18 protein-coding genes are annotated in these 16,404 nt (G+C 65.9%); 2 read left to right on the top strand and 16 right to left on the bottom strand.

Annotated features, from left to right (window positions below; genetic code table 11):
• Window positions 1–22 precede the first annotated feature (22 nt).
• Window positions 23–601 (top strand): cob(I)yrinic acid a,c-diamide adenosyltransferase, encoded by a 579-nt coding sequence (locus tag G6N43_RS10960; protein ID WP_083157147.1) that lies wholly within the window; start codon window positions 23–25, stop codon window positions 599–601.
• Here the strand turns inward: G6N43_RS10960 and G6N43_RS10955 are convergent.
• The 15 genes from G6N43_RS10955 to rpmE all read right to left on the bottom strand — a co-directional run bounded on the left by G6N43_RS10955 (window position 598) and on the right by rpmE (window position 13,445).
• Complete coding sequence (locus G6N43_RS10955; protein ID WP_083157148.1) at window positions 598–1,044, bottom strand: DUF2550 domain-containing protein; 447 nt, start codon at window positions 1,042–1,044, stop codon at window positions 598–600. The two genes, G6N43_RS10960 and G6N43_RS10955, sit on opposite strands and share 4 nt — an antisense overlap.
• Before the next feature lie 6 nt (window positions 1,045–1,050).
• Complete coding sequence (locus tag G6N43_RS10950) at window positions 1,051–1,416, bottom strand: F0F1 ATP synthase subunit epsilon (RefSeq protein ID WP_083157149.1); 366 nt, start codon at window positions 1,414–1,416, stop codon at window positions 1,051–1,053.
• 3 nt (window positions 1,417–1,419) lie between these two features.
• On the bottom strand, window positions 1,420–2,904 hold the full coding sequence (gene atpD, locus G6N43_RS10945; protein ID WP_083157150.1) for a F0F1 ATP synthase subunit beta: 1,485 nt from the start codon (window positions 2,902–2,904) through the stop codon (window positions 1,420–1,422).
• A 24-nt stretch (window positions 2,905–2,928) separates the two neighbouring features.
• Window positions 2,929–3,858: a F0F1 ATP synthase subunit gamma gene (locus tag G6N43_RS10940; protein WP_083157151.1), complete on the bottom strand. Its 930-nt coding sequence runs from the start codon at window positions 3,856–3,858 to the stop codon at window positions 2,929–2,931.
• A gap of 35 nt (window positions 3,859–3,893) precedes the next feature.
• Window positions 3,894–5,540: a F0F1 ATP synthase subunit alpha gene (gene atpA, locus G6N43_RS10935; RefSeq protein ID WP_083157152.1), complete on the bottom strand. Its 1,647-nt coding sequence runs from the start codon at window positions 5,538–5,540 to the stop codon at window positions 3,894–3,896.
• A 51-nt stretch (window positions 5,541–5,591) separates the two neighbouring features.
• The gene (locus tag G6N43_RS10930) at window positions 5,592–6,926 is read right to left on the bottom strand and encodes a F0F1 ATP synthase subunit B/delta (protein ID WP_083157153.1); all 1,335 of its coding nucleotides are present in this window, start codon (window positions 6,924–6,926) and stop codon (window positions 5,592–5,594) included.
• Window positions 6,927–7,427: a F0F1 ATP synthase subunit B gene (locus tag G6N43_RS10925; RefSeq protein ID WP_083157154.1), complete on the bottom strand. Its 501-nt coding sequence runs from the start codon at window positions 7,425–7,427 to the stop codon at window positions 6,927–6,929.
• 13 nt (window positions 7,428–7,440) lie between these two features.
• Window positions 7,441–7,707 (bottom strand): F0F1 ATP synthase subunit C, encoded by a 267-nt coding sequence (locus G6N43_RS10920; RefSeq protein WP_083157155.1) that lies wholly within the window; start codon window positions 7,705–7,707, stop codon window positions 7,441–7,443.
• A gap of 89 nt (window positions 7,708–7,796) precedes the next feature.
• Window positions 7,797–8,591, bottom strand: coding sequence for a F0F1 ATP synthase subunit A (atpB, locus tag G6N43_RS10915; protein WP_083157156.1), 795 nt, complete (start codon window positions 8,589–8,591; stop codon window positions 7,797–7,799).
• A 10-nt stretch (window positions 8,592–8,601) separates the two neighbouring features.
• Window positions 8,602–9,048, bottom strand: coding sequence for an ATP synthase subunit I (locus tag G6N43_RS10910; RefSeq protein ID WP_083157157.1), 447 nt, complete (start codon window positions 9,046–9,048; stop codon window positions 8,602–8,604).
• 244 nt (window positions 9,049–9,292) lie between these two features.
• Entirely contained in the window at window positions 9,293–10,495 is a 1,203-nt protein-coding gene (locus G6N43_RS10905) for a glycosyltransferase family 4 protein (protein WP_083157158.1), read from the bottom strand.
• A gap of 10 nt (window positions 10,496–10,505) precedes the next feature.
• A complete protein-coding gene (locus tag G6N43_RS10900) occupies window positions 10,506–11,159 on the bottom strand; it encodes an L-threonylcarbamoyladenylate synthase (RefSeq protein ID WP_083157159.1) in 654 nt (217 codons plus the stop codon).
• Between the two features lie 12 nt (window positions 11,160–11,171).
• Window positions 11,172–12,035: a peptide chain release factor N(5)-glutamine methyltransferase gene (gene prmC, locus G6N43_RS10895; protein ID WP_083157160.1), complete on the bottom strand. Its 864-nt coding sequence runs from the start codon at window positions 12,033–12,035 to the stop codon at window positions 11,172–11,174.
• A complete protein-coding gene (prfA, locus tag G6N43_RS10890) occupies window positions 12,032–13,105 on the bottom strand; it encodes a peptide chain release factor 1 (RefSeq protein WP_083157161.1) in 1,074 nt (357 codons plus the stop codon). The genes prmC and prfA overlap by 4 nt, the downstream gene beginning before the upstream one ends.
• A gap of 94 nt (window positions 13,106–13,199) precedes the next feature.
• The gene (gene rpmE / locus G6N43_RS10885; protein ID WP_083157162.1) at window positions 13,200–13,445 is read right to left on the bottom strand and encodes a 50S ribosomal protein L31; all 246 of its coding nucleotides are present in this window, start codon (window positions 13,443–13,445) and stop codon (window positions 13,200–13,202) included.
• 281 nt (window positions 13,446–13,726) lie between these two features.
• On the opposite strand from rpmE, the gene G6N43_RS10880 reads away from it, so the two are divergent.
• On the top strand, window positions 13,727–14,269 hold the full coding sequence (locus G6N43_RS10880; protein WP_407664907.1) for a TetR/AcrR family transcriptional regulator: 543 nt from the start codon (window positions 13,727–13,729) through the stop codon (window positions 14,267–14,269).
• Between the two features lie 58 nt (window positions 14,270–14,327).
• Here the strand turns inward: G6N43_RS10880 and rho are convergent, their stop codons facing one another.
• Window positions 14,328–16,226 (bottom strand): transcription termination factor Rho, encoded by a 1,899-nt coding sequence (gene rho / locus G6N43_RS10875; RefSeq protein WP_083157164.1) that lies wholly within the window; start codon window positions 16,224–16,226, stop codon window positions 14,328–14,330.
• Window positions 16,227–16,404: the final 178 nt, after the last annotated feature.

Genomic DNA, 16,404 nt, shown 5'->3' with positions numbered 1-16,404 from the left:
ACATCTCCGGTACCGTTTCACCATGGCTGTTCATCTGACCCGCATCTACACACGTACGGGCGATGACGGAACCACCGGCTTGAGCGATTTCAGCAGGGTGTCGAAGAACGACGCCCGGCTGGCGGCGTACGCGGATTGCGACGAGACCAATGCCGCCATCGGCGTCGCGGTCGCCCTCGGAGATCCGCCCGAGCAGATTCTGAAGGTGCTCAGGCAGATTCAGAACGACCTCTTCGACGCCGGCGCCGACCTGTCCACCCCGGTGGTCGAGGAGCCGGAGCACCCGCCGCTGCGCATCTCGCAGAGCTACATCGACCGGCTCGAGGCCTGGTGCGACGAGTTCAACGAGCCGTTGCCCCCGCTGAATTCGTTTGTGTTGCCCGGCGGTTCGCCTCTATCTGCACTGCTGCATGTGGCCCGCACGGTCGCCCGCCGGGCCGAACGGTCGGCGTGGGCGGCAGTCGAGATTCACGGAGAGTCCATCAGCGTGCTGCCGGCCAAGTACCTGAACCGGCTGTCGGATCTGCTGTTCATCCTGTCCCGGGTGGCCAACCCGGACGGCGACGTGCTGTGGCAACCGGGCGGTCCCGCAACGGGTTAGGACGTGCGACGTCGCGCCCGCGGGGACGGTCTCGACTCAACCCAGGACAAGAACGCCGTCAAGGCCCCGCGGTCGAGTGCCACCTCGTATCCCCGTCGGCGCTCGGGGCTGTTATCCCGAATCTCGAGGATGACGATCTCGTCGGTCATGATGTCGAATTCGTCGCCGCGCGGCGACCGCCGCGAAACGATCTCCAACCCTCGGCGGCTCAACGTGCGGTCCGGCCACCATCGAATACTGGACAACCGGTAGAAGCCGGCTTCCCCACCGCGGTATCGCATTACGCCGTGGCGCCATCCGTGACCACCGACCGCGGGAACATCGCGCAGGATCGCGGCGGTACCGCCAACCTGCCGGAGCTTCCACAGCCGGTAGCACATCATGACGACGACCACCAGCAGCACACCAACGAGCGCGACCATGAGGAACATGGGCACGCTCATCGGCGCCTAGTCGATCTGGCCTAGAGCGCGTAGACGCGCCCTGCCCCATGCAGCCGTGCGCTCGTCCTCGGACTCGGCATCCTGCTTTGCGCTGTCGGCGTTGATCTCTGACTCGAACTCCGCGTTCTCGACGAGGATCCGCACCGTCTTCTCGGTGACCGAGAGAAAGCCGCCGTCGACGGCGATCCGAAGATCGTCCTCCCCTTCACGTTCGACGCGCACCATCGCATCGTCGACGAGTTGGGCCACCAGCGGAATGTGGTGCGGCAGGATGCCGATCTCGCCGGCGGTGGTACGGGTGAACACGAAAGTCGCGTCACCCGACCAGAGTTCGCGCTCGACGGCGACGATCTCGACCGTCATCTCGGCCATGCGCTAGCTGTCCTCGCTCTTGGCGGCCGTCGTCGGCGCACCGTCGCCGCCACCGCTCTTCTCGATCTTGGCGCCCAGGCTCTCGGCCTTCTTCGCCAGATCCTCGAGACCGCCGATGAGGAAGAACGCCTGCTCGGGCAGGTGGTCGAAATCGCCCTTGGTCAGCTTGTCGAACGCCTCGACTGTCTCCTTCAGCGGCACCGTCGAGCCCGGCTGACCGGTGAACTGCTCGGCCGCCATCATGTTCTGGCTCAGGAAGCGCTCGATACGACGCGCCCGGTTCACCAGCTGCTTGTCCTCTTCGGAGAGCTCGTCGATACCGAGGATCGCGATGATGTCCTGAAGGTCCTTGTAGCGCTGCAGGATTCGGATGACCTCCTGCGCCACGCGGTAGTGCTCGTCGCCCACGACCGCGGGGTCGAGGATCGTCGAGCTCGACGCCAGCGGGTCCACCGCCGGGAAGATGCCCTTCGAGAACACCGCACGCGAAAGCTCCGTGGTGGCGTCGAGGTGGGCGAACGTGGTCGCCGGGGCCGGGTCGGTGTAGTCGTCCGCGGGCACGTACACGGCCTGCATCGAGGTGATGGACCGACCACGGGTCGAGGTGATGCGCTCCTGGAGCTCACCCATCTCGTCGGCCAGGGTGGGCTGGTAACCCACCGCCGAAGGCATACGACCGAGCAGCGTCGACACCTCGGAACCGGCCTGCGTGAAGCGGAAGATGTTGTCGATGAACAACAGCACGTCCTGGCCCTGCTCATCGCGGAAGTACTCCGCCATGGTCAGCGCCGAAAGGGCGACGCGCATACGGGTGCCCGGCGGCTCGTCCATCTGGCCGAACACCAGGGCGGTGTCCTTGAGCACGTTGGCGTCCGCCAGCTCAACCCACAGGTCGTTGCCCTCACGGGTGCGCTCACCCACGCCGGCGAACACCGAGGTACCACCGAAGTTGCGGGCGATGCGGTTGATCATCTCCTGGATGAGCACCGTCTTACCCACGCCCGCGCCGCCGAACAGGGCGATCTTGCCGCCGCGCACGTACGGGGTGAGCAGGTCGACGACCTTGAGGCCGGTCTCCAGCATCTCGGTGCGAGGCTCGAGGTCGGCGAAGGCCGGCGGCTTGCGGTGGATCGACCAGTGCTCGAAATCCTTGCCGTAGCCGGGATCGTCGAGGCAGTCACCGAGCGCGTTGAACACGTGACCCTTGACGCCGTCGCCGACAGGCACGGAGATGGAGCGACCGGTGTCGGTCACCTCGACCCCACGAACGAGGCCGTCGGTGGGCTGCATCGAGATGCAGCGCACAAGGCCGTCACCGAGGTGCTGGGCAACCTCGAGCGTCAACGTCTTCGCGAGATCCTTGAAGCTGATCTCGGCGTGCAGCGCGTTGAACAACTCGGGTACGGCGCCGCGCGGGAATTCGACGTCGACAACCGGGCCGGTGATGCGGACGACGCGACCTGCGGTCTTTTCTGCGGTAGCAGTCATTTCTCTCTTCGCTTCCTACGGGGTCTACTTCGCGTCGGCCAGCGCGTTGGCGCCGCCGACGATCTCGCTGATTTCCTGGGTGATCTGCGCCTGGCGTTCACGGTTGGCCGCGAGCGTCAGTGCCTTGATCAGATCGTCGGCGTTGTCGGTGGCCGACTTCATCGCACGGCGCCGCGACGCCGATTCCGAAGCTGCCGCCTCCAGCAGGGCGGCGTACACGCGGGTGGCCACGTAGCGCGGCAACAGGTTGTCGAACAACGTCTCGGCGTCGGGCTCGAACGAGAACAGTGTGTGCGGGCCGCCCTCGGGCGTCTCGTCCTCGACGTATTCGACCACCATCGGGGCGATGCGTCGCGCGACGGAAGTCTGCGACAGCATCGACCGGAACTCGGTGAACACGATGTGCAGTTCGTCCACCCCGAGGATGCCGTCTCCGCCCGGGTCATCACCCTCGTCGTCGGCGCCCGCCATGAAGGCCGTCACCAACGTCTCGGCGATCTCACGGGCATTCTCGTACGTCGGCCGCTCCGAGAATCCGGTCCACGACTCCACGACGGGGCGTTGGCGGAAGCTGAAGTACCCCAACGCCTTCCGGCCGACCGTGTAGAGCACCGGACTCTTGCCCTCCTCGCGCAACAGCGCGAAGAGCTCCTCGGACTGGCGCAGCACGTTGGCGTTGTAGGCGCCGCACAGACCGCGGTCCGACGACACCACAAGCACGCCGGCCCGCTTCGGGTTCTCCCGCGAAACCAGCAGTGGGTGATCCAGGGCGCTGGCGCTGGCGAGCTCGGTGAGCATGTTGGTGATCTCGGTCGAGTAGGGCCGGGCGGCCTCAACTCGGGCCTGCGCCTTGGCGATCCGCGACGTGGCGATCAGTTCCTGGGCCTTGGTGATCTTCTTGATCGACCCGGCGGAACGGATGCGCCCGCGTAGCTCGCGCAGTGTTGCAGCCATCTAGCTTCTCCAGACCCCTTCTCGGCCTTTTCCGTCTACTTCTTGCCTGCCGGCTTGCGGACCTTGACGGTTTCCTTCTCGACCTCTTCTTCGTCCATCGCCTCGGCCTCGGGGTCGTTCACCACGACCGAGCTGCCGTCGCTGGCCGCGAAGCCCTTCTTGAACTCGTTGATGACGTCGGAGAGCTTCGCTTCCGCCTCTTCGGAGAGCTTCTTGGTCTCGCGGATCTCCTTGAGGATCTCGTCGTGCGAGGCCTTGACGTGCTCGAGCAGTTCAGCCTCGAAACGTGCGACGTCCTCGACCGGAACGGAATCCAGGTGACCACCCGTGCCGAGGAAGATCGCGACGACCTGATCCTCGACCGGATAAGGCGTGTACTGCGGCTGCTTGAGCAGCTCGACCAGACGCGCACCACGGTCCAGCTGCGCCTTGGAGGCAGCGTCGAGATCCGAGGCGAACGCGGCGAACGCTTCGAGCTCGCGGTACTGCGAAAGCTCCAGACGCAGTGAACCGGCAACCTCTTTCATCGCCTTGATCTGCGCGGCGCCACCGACGCGGGACACCGAGACGCCGACGTTGATGGCCGGTCGCACACCCTGGTTGAACAGGTCGGACTCGAGGAAGCACTGGCCGTCGGTGATCGAGATGACGTTCGTGGGGATGAACGCCGAGATGTCGTTGGCCTTGGTCTCGATGATCGGCAGGCCGGTCATCGAACCACCGCCGAGCTCGTCGGACAGCTTCGCGCAGCGCTCGAGCAGCCGCGAGTGCAGATAGAACACGTCACCGGGGAACGCCTCGCGGCCCGGCGGACGACGCAGCAGCAGCGAGATCGCGCGGTAGGCGTCGGCCTGCTTGGAGAGGTCGTCGAACACGATCAGGACGTGCTTGCCGTCGTACATCCAGTGCTGGCCGATGGCCGAACCGGTGTAGGGCGCAAGCCATTTGAAGCCGGCAGCGTCGGAAGCGGGTGCCGCGACGATGGTGGTGTACTCCATCGCGCCGCCCTCTTCGAGTGCGCGCTTCACGCTGGCGATCGTGGTGCCCTTCTGGCCGATCGCGACGTAGACACAACGCACTTGCTGCGTGGGATCGCCGGTTGCCCAGGCCTCGCGCTGGTTGAGGATGGTGTCAACGCAGACGGCGGTCTTACCGGTCTTGCGGTCACCGATGATCAGCTGGCGCTGGCCGCGGCCGATCGGCGTCATCGAGTCGATGGCCTTGATACCGGTCTGCAGCGGCTCCGAAACACCCTGCCGCTGAACCACGGACGGCGCCTGCAGTTCGAGGGCGCGGCGGGTCTCGGACTCGATGTCGCCCTGACCGTCGATCGGCTGACCCAGTGGGTTGACGACGCGGCCGAGGAACGCATCGCCGACGGGCACCGACAGCACCTGGCCCGTCCGCTTGACCTGCTGGCCCTCTTCGATCTTCTCGAACTCGCCGAGGATCACGGCGCCGACGCTGTGCTCGTCGAGGTTCAGCGCCACACCGAGCACGCCGCCTTCGAACTCGAGCAGCTCCTGGGTCATGACCGAGGGCAGACCCTCGACGTGGGCGATGCCGTCACCGGCATCGACGACGGTGCCGATCTCTTCCCGCTCCGTCTCGGCGGAAAACGAGGATACGTAATCCTCGATGGCACCTTCGATGTCAGCAGCGGAGATGGTCAACTCTGCCATGGTTTTTCGTCTTCCTACCTTGCGTTAACGGGTGGTCTGGTTGTGTTTCGGTCAGTCCGGCAGCTGGCTCTCAGCGGCCGCCAGCCGGGAGGCGATCGATCCGTCGATCACCTCGTCGCCGACGGTGACGGAGAGGCCACCGAGCAGTTCGGGGTCGACGTGAAGCTGCACAGCGACGGGGTGCCCGTAAATCCGGGTGAGCACCTCGGTCAGCCGGGTGCGCTGCGCGTCGGACAGCTCCGCCGCGGCGGTGACGTGGGCGACGATCTCGCCACGACGTGCCACGGCCAGTTCGGCCAGATCGAGGACGGCCTCGTCGGCACGCTCGCCGCGGAGCAGGCGCACCGTCTGGGTGAGCAGCGCCTTGGCCGTCTGGTTGACGCCTTCGCCTCCGAGCACCTTGTTCAGCAAGGCGACTCGGCCCTCGACCGGCGCGGTGTAGTCGCTCAGCAGGGTCGATAGCCGCGGCTCGGCATCGAGGATGCGGCCGAACCGGAACAGCTGGTCCTCGACCTCGTCCACTTCATCGTTGAGTTCGGCGAGCTTGAGGAGCGCCAGCCGTGCGATGTGTTCGATGCCTGCGAGCAGGTCGGCGTCTGCCGACCAGCGCTGCGAAACCGCTGTCCGCAGAAGCTCGAGGGTGTGGGTGTCCAGCTTGTCCGCCAGCAGCCGATCGACGAGAGCGATCTTCGCCTGCGGATTGTCGCTGGGCTCTGCGAGGTGACGGGTCAGGATCGGCTCATTCACGAGAAGCGTGACCACGGAAGCCAATTCGTCGGCCAAGGTCGTCAGACCGGATTCGCGCAGCCGGCCCGCGACCGAGTCGAACTCCTCCGTCAACGTCGCCATCGCCTGCCTGCTGGCGGCACGCAGCCGCGCCGATGCCCCGGTCTCGATCACCGCGGTCGACGACGACATGCTGTCGAGGTCGTCGAGGAAGCGGTCGACCGTCGCGGCCTGGGCGGCGGGATCGGCGACGTGCTGACGCACGATTTCGGCGGCTTTCTGTACCGACCCCTCACCGAGCCCGGCGCGCAGCTGCCGGATCACCTGCTGCCGAAGCAGCTGAACCTGTTGTGCGCCTTGGGCTTTGATCCGTTCGGCATCGAGGCCCGCCTGCTCCTGCAGCTGCGCGACGATGCGCTCCGAATCCTGACGCGCCTCTTCGGTCACCCTGGCCGATTCGGCCTTGGCATCCTCGACCGCCCTGGCGTGCATCGCGTCGGCGTCTTCGAGCTTCTTCGCCGCCTCAGCGCTCTCGGCGAGAGCGGCGCGAATCGCGTCCTGCTGCTTGCGCATCATGTCGCGCACCAGCGGAACGACCCACTTCATGAGGATGAAGACGATGACCGCGAAGCCGATCAGCTGGCCGATGAAAGTCGACATCTATTGCTTCCCACCTGGTTTCACGTCGACGCCGAGAATCTTGCTCGCCAGCGTGGCGGCCAGGCCGTCGACCGACGAATACAGCTCCGTCTGCGTTGCCGCACCCTGCTCGGACAGCCGCTGTTCGGCTTCGTGCAGGGTGTCGGCGACCTCGGTGCTCGCCGCCGCGCGCTTCTCGTCGATGACTTTCCGGCCTGCCGTCCGAGCCTCGTCACGGATGGCCGACGCTTCACTACGCGCACCGGCCATCTTCGCTTCGAAGTCGGCCTCAGCGGCCGCCAGTTGCTCAGCCGACTTGCGGTTGTCGGCCGCCGTCTTCGCCAGCATCGCTTCCCGTGCGGCGAGGACCTGGCCGACCGGAGGCACCACCCATTTCCAGATCACCGCGAGAGTGATCAGGAAGATGAGCAGCACTGCGAAGAAGGTGCCGTTGGGGATCAGAAAGTTGCTCTGTCCCCCACCTTCCTCGGCAGCGAGGATCGTCGTGGTCAGTTCGGTCATGAGCGACGAATGACTACTTCTGGATCAAGCCGGGCGTGGCGAAGACGAACAGCGCCATGAAGGCCAGGTTGATGAAGTACGCCGCCTCGACCAGACCGACGGTGATGAAGAACGGGGTGAACAGCCGGCCCTGGGCCTCGGGCTGGCGAGCGATACCCGCGATCAGCGCGTTACCCGCGATGCCGTCGCCGATACCGGCGCCGATGGCGCCGCCACCCATGATGATTCCACCGCCGATGAGCGCGCCCGCCGTGATGATGGCGTTCGGGTCGAGTTCCATTTCCTTTATCCTCCTTGATAACTGACGGTCGAGCCGCCAGAGTCCGTGCTCGTTGGTGCTACAAGTTTCAGTTGTTCTCGGTTGAACTCTCAGTGATCGTCGTGGTCGAGCTCCATCGACTGGCTGAAGTACAGGATCGTCAGCAGCGAGAAGATGAACGCCTGGATGAGGCCGACGAAAAGGTCGAACGTCTTCCAGATGGCATTGGGCGCCCACTGGATGTACCAGGGGAACATCGCGATCAGCGCCACCAGGATGCCGCCCGCGAAGATGTTGCCAAAAAGTCGGAGTGCCAACGAGATCGGCTTGGCCAGCTCCTCGACGATGTTGATGGGCGCCAGAAGTGCGACGTGACCCTTCAGCAGCTTCACCGGGTGACCGATGATGCCGCGCCGCCAGAACCCTGCCGCGTGGTAGCAGACGAACACGAACAGGGCGAGCGCAAGGACGAAGTTGATGTCCGATGCCGGCGGCTTGTACAGCTCGGCCGCGGCCCCGTCGGCCCCGCCGTATTGCAACGGCAGCACCGCCAGCCAGTTCGAGATGAGGATGAAGACGAAGATCGCGATCGCGAGCGGCAGCACGAACGGAGCGACCTTCATGCCGATGGCGCTCTCGATCTGATTGCGCATCTGGATGGTCAGCGCTTCCCAGAACAGCTGCACGCCGCCGGGAACGCCGGTCGACGTGACCTTGGCCCGCAGGACGAACGCCAGGGCGATGACGATCAGCGCGGTGATACCGGTGGCCAGGATGGTGTCACCGTTGAACGTCATTCCGAACAACTCGAACACCAACGAGTGATGGCCGACGTGGATGGTCGCGCCGCCTTCTTCCTCAGCAGCGAGAACGATCTCCGACGTCCCTGTCGTAGCCCAGTTCATGAAAGCCTGCTCAACCCTTCGAATCCGTGTCCACGTAATCCAGACCATCGGTTCGGATCTTCTTCAGCACCGGAATGCTGGTGCTCATCACCAGCAGCGCCTGGAATACCGCGAGCCCGAACAAAACACCAAGTCCACCGTTGTTCCTGAAGAAGAACGCGATCCCGAGCGCGACAGCGGAGATCACCAGCAGCCGGCTGGCGGAGTTCAGCGCCATCTTCTTTTTCAGCGGGTGTTCTTCGGCCGTGATCGCCTCGACGGCACGCTTGACCAGAATGGCGTTGACCAGACCAAGACCCAGTCCGACTCCGAAGAAAACGCCGAAGAGTGGGTGGCCGGTGAGCCAGGAGGCGGTGACCGCAACAGCGGTGAGCGCAACGGAGACAACGAGCAACCGCAACGGCCGGAAGGCTACGGACGGAAACACCAACGGCGCGTCATGCGCTGGCGTCGTCACTGCTTCACCTCGATCCCGCGGTCAGAGGAAGTTTCCCGAATGATCCCAATGTTCCTGTGAGTGGCGCCCCGAGCGTATCGGAGGGCATCGAGCTCACTGGAATCACCCTGGGGTCGCTCCCTATGTCGGTCGTTTTTCCGCGCCAGTCGGTGGTTAGCCGATGGCCCGGAGGCCGGCAACCCGCGAGGTTTTTTCGGGTTCTAGCTGAACCCTAACACATGGTGAGGGCCATAAAACACGTCTACTACTTTTTGTCGTACATTTCGTCCAGTTGGCCGTTTCGGCGGCGCAGCAGCGGGACGAGAGTGACCACGATGGCGACCACAATCGCGGCCAGCATCACCGCACCGGAGTAGCGCGGATCGAAGAAGATCGTGCTCGCCGCCCCCAGTGCGACGATGCCCACCCACAGGTAGATCACCAACACGACCCGTCGGTGCGAATGACCGATCTGCAGCAGCCGGTGGTGCAGGTGCATCTTGTCGGGACTGAACGGGCTACGGCCCGCACGCGTCCGCCGCACGATCGCCAACAACATGTCCAGTGCGGGCACGAACAACACGGCGATGACCAACAGGAACGGCGACAACAACGCGAACACATCCCGTGCGCCGTACGCGGTCTGCGAAATCGGCCCCGCCGCAGTCGTCGAGGCGGCGGCGAGCATCAACCCGATCAGCATCGAGCCCGAGTCGCCCATGAAGATCTTCGCGGGATGGAAGTTGTGCGGCAGGAAGCCCAGACACGCCCCGGCGAGCACCACCGAGATGACGGCGGGCGGATAGAACAGGACGTCGCCGCCGTGATCGCGCAGCAGTCCGATGGAGAAGATGCAGATCGCCGACGCCGTGATGAGGCCGAGTCCGGCGGCGAGACCGTCGAGCCCGTCGACGAAGTTCATGGCGTTCACGATCGCGACGGTGAGCGCCAGCGTCAGCAGGATCGACGACACCTGGTCCAGCACGATGGTGCCGACGCCGGGGATGTACAGCACGCTCCAGGCGACGCCCATCGTGACGAGCACGCTGGCGGCGGTGATCTGGCCGGCGAACTTCGTCAGCGCGTCCAGTCCCCACCTGTCGTCGATCAGACCGATGGCCATGATGAGGCCGCCCGCCACGACGACCGCGGGCATGCCCGAGGAATACACGAAGCCCCGGGTCAGCGCCGGAAGTTGGGATGCCAGCAGAACCGCGGCCACCACGCCGATGTACATGGCCAGCCCGCCCATCCGCGGCGTCGGCTGCAGATGGACGTCGCGTTCACGGGGGTAGGCCACGGCACCGAGTCGGCGGGCCAGGACCCGCACCCACCCGGTGGCGAAGTACGTGATGATGGCCGCGGTCAGGCCGACGAGTGCGAGTTCGCGCAGCGGCACACCGGCGCCGCGATCGTTGAGCGCCAGCAGAGTGTCTGCCGCGTAGCCCACCGATGAACCGTATGTCACGTTGCCCTGATCAATCCGTCAGTGTCGAGGGGTCCACATCGAGTACCTTCGCCAGCGCGTCGACCGTTACTGGTCCCTGCCGCAGCACCCGCGGCTGTGCGCCGGTGAGGTCAAGGATCGTCGACGCCGCCTGTTGTTGCGACGGCCCAGAATCGAGGTAGACCTCGACGAGATCGCCGAGTTGGTCGCGCGCCTCCTGCGCGGTGACCGCGGCGGGCCTGCCCGAGATGTTCGCACTCGACACCGCCATCGGCCCCACCTCACGAAGCAATTCGATGGCCACGGGGTGCAGGGGCATCCGCACCATGACGGTCCCCTGCGCATCGCCGAGGTCCCATTGCAGCGACGGCGCCTGCCGCACGACCAGACTCAGCGCGCCGGGCCAGAACGCGCGGATGAGTTCACGGACGGTGTCCGGTACGGAGTACACCAGGCCCTCGATCGTGTGCCAGGAACCGACGAGCACCGGCACAGGCATGTCACGACCGCGGCCCTTGGCCGAAAGCAACGCCGAAACGGCCTCGCGGTCGAAGGCGTCGGCGCCGATGCCGTAGACCGTGTCGGTCGGCATCACCACCAGGCTGCCGCCCTTGACGGCACTGACGGCCGAGGCGATTCCGATCGCCCGCGTCTGCTCGTCGCGACAGTCGAACAGTTCCGTCATGAATCCAGCATCTCACCGGCACCGCACCGCGGTGACGAACCGGGGTCGTCCCGTCAGGTCGCGTCGCCCGATCACGTCGTCGAATCGCCCTGCCCGAGTGAAGGCTTCAACCGTCTGTTCCGAGGTGGTGTCGTCGTGCTCGACGGCGCAGCGGCCGCCGATGCGTAGCCACCTGGCCGCCAGTTCCGCGATCGCGTCGATGACGGCCATTCCGTCCGGGCCGCCGAAGAGCGCATGCGGCGGATCATGGTCGGCCACTTCAGGTTCCAAGGTTGCGCCGTCGGGAATGTAGGGCGGATTGGCCACAAGTAGGTCGACGGAGCCGTCGAGTGTGGGCAGCAGTCCCGGGTCGGTGACGTCGGCCCGGATCAGTTCGATGCCGGTGCCGGCGAGGTTTCTCTCGGCGTACTCCAGCGCGCTCTCGGAATCGTCGACGGCGATGATGCGGGCGTCGGGCCAGTGCTTCGACAGCGCGAAAGCCAGCGCGCCAGTGCCGGTGCACAGATCGACGATCAAGGGCTCCTGCGATAGTGGTTGCGCGACAGCCCATTCCAGCATCGCTTCGGTTTCGGGACGCGGAATGAACACACCGGGTCCGACCTCGACGGTGACGGGTCCGAAGGCGGCAGTTCCGACGATGTGTTGCAGCGGCTTTCGCGTGACGCGCTCAGCGACGAGGGCGTCATACCGTTCGAAGAAGTCGGGTCCGGGCTCGAGGAATGGCAACCGCCCGCGGTCGACGCCTGCGGCGTGCGCGGCGAGGAGTTCGGCGTCCGCTTTCGGAGACCCGACGCCCGCCTTGTCCAATACCGCCGCGGCGGCATCGATGGCCTGGCGGAGGGGCGTGCATGCCGGCCCCCGGCCGAACCGGGTCATGTGATCTGCAGTCGAGACTGCTTGTCGGCGGCGGCCAGCGCGTCGAACAGCGGGTCGAGGTCACCATCGAGCACCTGGTCGAGGTTGTGCGCCTTGAAGTTGATCCGGTGATCGGCGATCCGGTTCTCGGGGAAGTTGTAGGTGCGGATCCGCTCGCTGCGGTCGACGGTGCGGATCTGGCTGGCGCGGTCCGCGGATGCGTCGGCCTGCGCTTGCTCCTCGGCGAGGGCCTGCAGGCGTGCGGCCAGCACCTGCATGGCGCGGGCCTTGTTCTGCAGCTGGGAGCGCTCGTTCTGGCAGGTGACGACGATGCCGGTGGGCAGATGCGTGATGCGCACGGCGGAGTCGGTGGTGTTGACGCCCTGGCCGCCTTTACCAGACGAGCGGTACACGTCGATGCGCAGATCCGACTCGTCGATCTGGACTTCCTCGATCTCTTCGGGTTCGGGGTAGACGAGCACGCCGGCCGCCGAGGTGTGCACGCGGCCCTGCGACTCGGTCACCGGAACGCGCTGCACGCGATGGACCCCGCCCTCGAACTTGAGCCGCGACCACACACCGTCGGCCGAGTCGCCCTTGCTCCTGATCGACAGCGTCGCGTCCTTGTAGCCACCGAGGTCCGAGGTGGTCTCGTCGAGGATGGTGACCGTCCAGCCGTGCCGCTCGGCGTACCGGATGTACATCCTCGCCAGATCGGCGGCGAACAGCGCCGACTCCTCGCCACCTTCTCCGGACTTGACCTCGAGGACGATGTCGTCGGGGTCGTGGGGGTCACGGGGCGCGAGCAGATCGGTCAGCTGGTTGTCGAGCTGCTCGACGGTCTTCTCCAGCTCGGCCACCTCGTCGACGAAGGACTCGTCGTCGGCAGCCAGCTCGCGCGCGGCTTCGAGGTCGCCGCGGGCGGCCTCGAGCTTGCGGTAGGTCGACACGATCGGCGACACCTGGGCGAACCGTCGGCCGACCTTACGGGCGGCGGCGGCATCCGCGTGCAGGTTGGGGTCCGAGAGTTGACGCTCGAGGTCGGCATGCTCGGCGAGCAACGCTTCGATCGCGGGCGCTGTGTCGGCCATGCCGTCCTCCTTCCGTGAAGCGCACTGACTTTCGCTGAACGCAAACCGACGCCCGGCCTGCGCTCACGCGCAGCATCGGGCGTCGGAAAGTCAGCTAGTTGTCGGCAGCCTTGTCAGCGCCGTTGGCGCCGGCCTTGCGCTTGCCGTACCGCTTCTCGAAGCGGGCCACGCGGCCACCGCTGTCGAGGATCTTCTGCTTGCCGGTATAGAACGGGTGGCACTGCGAGCAGACCTCGACGTGGATCTGTCCGCCGGCCTTGGTGCTGCGCGTGGTGAACGTGTTGCCGCAGCCACAGTGCACCGTGGTCTCGACATAGTCAGGGTGAATACCTGATTTCATGGTTTCCTCTTCAATCGTGGGCCCCGGGTCGCCCCTCCCCGTTGACCAGGAGGTTTCGGCGTGAACCGGGACCGAGGGTGTCGGCGCCATTATGCCAGGTCAACCGCCAACGGCCTAAACGCGTGCGACGGGGCCACTATTCCTGGCCGGTTACCGATGCTCTCCGGCGGGCTGGCAACCCACGTTCGGCAACCGGTCCACCGTGCCACAATGCCCAGGTGACGACCGGGACAGCCACCAAAACCGTCCGCGACCGGCTGATCGACGCGGCCGAGGTGTGTATGCGCGCGAAGGGCATCCGCGCGACGACGGTGTCGGAGGTGGCCGAGGTCGCCGGGGTGTCACGGGGATGGCTGTATCGCCACTTCCCGGACAAGGTCACGCTGCTCGGAGCGGCGATCGTGCGGCTTAACGAGGCGTACTGGTCTGACGCGCACGCGATGCTCGAGCAGGTCAAGGGCCTGGACCGACAGATGGCGTTGGGCATCCGCCACGCCCGCACGGCGTACGACGACCCCGGCGCGCTACTGATGAAGCTGCGGATGGAAGAGCCCGAGGAGTTCGCGGCGTGCGCAGGCGCGGGCGTCCAGGGACTGGTACCCGATCTGGCGGATTTCTGGTCCCGCTATCTCGTCGCGGCCCACGATCGCGGCGAGGTCCACCCGGACACCAACATCGCTGAGGCGTCGGAATGGGTTGCGCGTGTGATCATTTCGCTTGCCACCGTGCCGGGCGACACGCTGGACCCGGAAGACGCCGACGCCGTGCTCACCCACGTGCGGCGCTACGTGATGCCGGGCCTGCAGGCCGACCCTTTCGGGTGATTTGTGTGCGTTTAGGAGCGCTGAGCGCAACGCAGCGCACACAAATCGCTGGGGAGCGTCAGTCGACGTCCATGTTGCCGGGCGCGGTCTTGGAGACCTGTACCAGGAACTCGTAGTTGTTCTTGGTCTTGCGCAGCTGGCTCATCAGCAGGTCGATGGCCTGGTGGGGGTCCAGTCCGCTCAGCACGCGACGCAGCTTGTGAACGATCGCGAACTCGTCCGGCGAGAGCAGCAGCTCATCTTTACGGGTGCCGGATGGGTTGACGTCGACGGCCGGGAAGACGCGACGCTCGGCGATCTTGCGGTCGAGCTTGAGCTCGGCGTTACCGGTGCCCTTGAACTCCTCGAAGATCACCGTGTCACCGGTCGAGCCGGTCTCCACCATCGCGGTGGCGATGATCGTCAGCGAGCCGCCCTCTTCGATGTTGCGGGCCGCGCCGAGGAACCGCTTGGGCGGATACAGCGCGGTCGAGTCGACACCACCGGACAGGATTCGGCCCGACGCCGGGGACGCGTTGTTGTAGGCGCGGCCGAGGCGGGTGATCGAGTCGAGCAGCACGACGACGTCCTTACCCTGCTCGACGAGCCGCTTGGCACGCTCGATCGCGAGCTCAGCGGCCTGCGTGTGGTCTGACGGCGGGCGGTCGAAAGTGGAGGCGATGACCTCACCCTTGACCGAGCGCTGCATGTCCGTCACCTCTTCCGGACGCTCGTCGACGAGCACGACCATCAGATGGCATTCCGGATTGTTCTTGGTGATCGCGTTGGCGATGTCCTGCATGATCGTCGTCTTGCCCGCCTTCGGCGGCGACACGATCAGGGCGCGCTGACCCTTGCCGATCGGCATGATCAGGTCGATCACACGGGTCGTCAGCTTCTCCGGAGTGGTCTCCAGGCGCAGCCGCTGGTTCGGGTACAGCGGGGTCAGCTTGGTGAACTCGGGGCGATTCTTCGCGTCTTCGACGGGTCCGCCGTTGACGGTGTCCAGTCGGACCAGCGGGTTGAACTTCTGCCGCGGATTCTGACCGCCGCCCTCGCCGTCCTTCGGCACCCGGACCGCGCCGGTGACCGCGTCACCGCGGCGCAGGCCGTTCTTGCGGACCATGTTCATGGACACGTAGACGTCGTTGGGGCCGGCCAGGTAACCCGACGTGCGAACGAACGCGTAGTTGTCGAGTACGTCGAGGATGCCCGCGACGGGCTGCACGACATCGTCCTCGCGCAACTCGGTATCGCGATCTCCGCCGCCCTCGCCGCCGCGCTCGCGGCGCCTGCGATCCCGGAATCGGCGACCGCGACGACCCTGACGGCCCTCGCCGTCGTCGTCGCTGCCCTGGTTGTTGCGGTTCTGCTGACCGCCCTGCTGGTCGTCGCCGTCGGCCTTGTCGCCCTCGGACTTCGTGCGCTGCTTGGCGTTCTGATCGCCCTCGGCGTCGGACTTGCTGTCCTGACCGCCACCGCCCTGATCGGAACCGCCGGGGGCGCCGGGCTCACGGGAGGCGCCGCGACGCTCGCGGCGTGGACGCTGCTGGTCGGATTGCTCACCGGAGGTCCGGTCGTCGGAGCCGGTTGCGGTCGTTTCAGAAGCCGGGGCCTCAGGAGCAGCATCGGCCTGGCGGGTGTCTGCGGGCGCCTTTGTGGACGCGCCGTTGGCCTCGCCGCGGTGCGCACGGATGGCGGCAACCAGTTCGCTCTTGCGCATTCCGGAGGCACCCTCGACGCCGATCTGTTTGGCGAGCGCCCGCAGTTCGGGCAGCACCATGGTCGTAAGGGAGGCCGCACGATCGCCGGACGCGACGTCCTTTTCTGGGCTGGCCGTCGGGGCGGTTTCCGCAGTAGGCGTGCTGTTCGACGGCTCTTGAGCCGCCTGAGTTGAGATGTCTGAATTCACGGGGTTCTGCAGCTGTTCGGTTTCGCTGCTGCTACCGCCAGCCGTGATCAGGTCCGTTTCGGTCACGGATGTCCTTTCTTTCCCTCGCTGATCGAGTCATGCGGGGGTTCGTTGCGTTCAGCTGATCCGCTGAGCGCGGGGGTCCCACCATTGCCTCTGCAACAGTGATCGCCGGGATTCGCCGGGGTACGGCGAACCGTCAGTCCACGAGATGAGCACTTGAAAGAAGAGTGGTCGTCCTAGT

This window comes from Mycolicibacterium moriokaense, assembly GCF_010726085.1.
Classification (GTDB): Bacteria; Actinomycetota; Actinomycetes; order Mycobacteriales; family Mycobacteriaceae; genus Mycobacterium; species Mycobacterium moriokaense.
Note: the sequence above shows the minus strand (reverse complement) of the source record. Positions and strands in the feature narration are given on the sequence as shown.

Bases quoted from the DNA above. Each gene is read 5' to 3' on its own strand.
- G6N43_RS10960 (WP_083157147.1), top strand. From the start codon at position 23: ATGGCTGTTCATCTGACCCGCATCTACACACGTACGGGCGATGACGGA.
- G6N43_RS10955 (WP_083157148.1), bottom strand. From the start codon at position 1,044: ATGAGCGTGCCCATGTTCCTCATGGTCGCGCTCGTTGGTGTGCTGCTG.
- G6N43_RS10950 (WP_083157149.1), bottom strand. From the start codon at position 1,416: ATGGCCGAGATGACGGTCGAGATCGTCGCCGTCGAGCGCGAACTCTGG.
- atpD (WP_083157150.1), bottom strand. From the start codon at position 2,904: ATGACTGCTACCGCAGAAAAGACCGCAGGTCGCGTCGTCCGCATCACC.
- G6N43_RS10940 (WP_083157151.1), bottom strand. From the start codon at position 3,858: ATGGCTGCAACACTGCGCGAGCTACGCGGGCGCATCCGTTCCGCCGGG.
- atpA (WP_083157152.1), bottom strand. From the start codon at position 5,540: ATGGCAGAGTTGACCATCTCCGCTGCTGACATCGAAGGTGCCATCGAG.
- G6N43_RS10930 (WP_083157153.1), bottom strand. From the start codon at position 6,926: ATGTCGACTTTCATCGGCCAGCTGATCGGCTTCGCGGTCATCGTCTTC.
- G6N43_RS10925 (WP_083157154.1), bottom strand. From the start codon at position 7,427: ATGACCGAACTGACCACGACGATCCTCGCTGCCGAGGAAGGTGGGGGA.
- G6N43_RS10920 (WP_083157155.1), bottom strand. From the start codon at position 7,707: ATGGAACTCGACCCGAACGCCATCATCACGGCGGGCGCGCTCATCGGC.
- atpB (WP_083157156.1), bottom strand. From the start codon at position 8,591: ATGAACTGGGCTACGACAGGGACGTCGGAGATCGTTCTCGCTGCTGAG.
- G6N43_RS10900 (WP_083157159.1), bottom strand. From the start codon at position 11,159: ATGACGGAACTGTTCGACTGTCGCGACGAGCAGACGCGGGCGATCGGA.
- prmC (WP_083157160.1), bottom strand. From the start codon at position 12,035: ATGACCCGGTTCGGCCGGGGGCCGGCATGCACGCCCCTCCGCCAGGCC.
- prfA (WP_083157161.1), bottom strand. From the start codon at position 13,105: ATGGCCGACACAGCGCCCGCGATCGAAGCGTTGCTCGCCGAGCATGCC.
- rpmE (WP_083157162.1), bottom strand. From the start codon at position 13,445: ATGAAATCAGGTATTCACCCTGACTATGTCGAGACCACGGTGCACTGT.
- G6N43_RS10880 (WP_407664907.1), top strand. From the start codon at position 13,727: ATGCGCGCGAAGGGCATCCGCGCGACGACGGTGTCGGAGGTGGCCGAG.